Here is a 295-nt window from a genome sequence, read left to right as displayed (position 1 = left end):
CCGCTGCGGGTGCACGGCAAGCTGACCGGCGAGGCTAACGATCGCGGCGAGAACACGACGGAGAACATCGCCGGCCGCCTGGGGAGGTTCTTCGACCGCACCGACCGCTCCAATGGGCTCGCCGCCCTGGTGGCGTCCACCATCGGCGCCAACGATCTCAGCTACGAGGGCCCGTTACCCGTGCGGCCGCCGGTGCTGTGCGCGGGCTGCCCTCACCGCGGCAGCTTCTATGCCGTGAAGCAGGCGCTTCGCGGCCGTGAGGCTGTGCTGTGCGGGGACATCGGCTGCTACACGC

The 295-nt window shown here is 70.5% G+C and carries 1 pseudogene; it reads left to right on the top strand.

Going from position 1 to position 295, the window contains the following annotated elements:
- Nucleotides 1–295: pseudogene (locus PZH32_RS13285) on the top strand (thiamine pyrophosphate-dependent enzyme); the annotation flags it as partial.

Source organism: Adlercreutzia equolifaciens (genome assembly GCF_029076695.1).
GTDB lineage: Bacteria > Actinomycetota > Coriobacteriia > Coriobacteriales > Eggerthellaceae > Adlercreutzia > Adlercreutzia equolifaciens_A.
The sequence above is the reverse complement of the archived record's forward strand: the minus strand, read 5'-3'. Positions and strand labels throughout refer to the sequence as shown.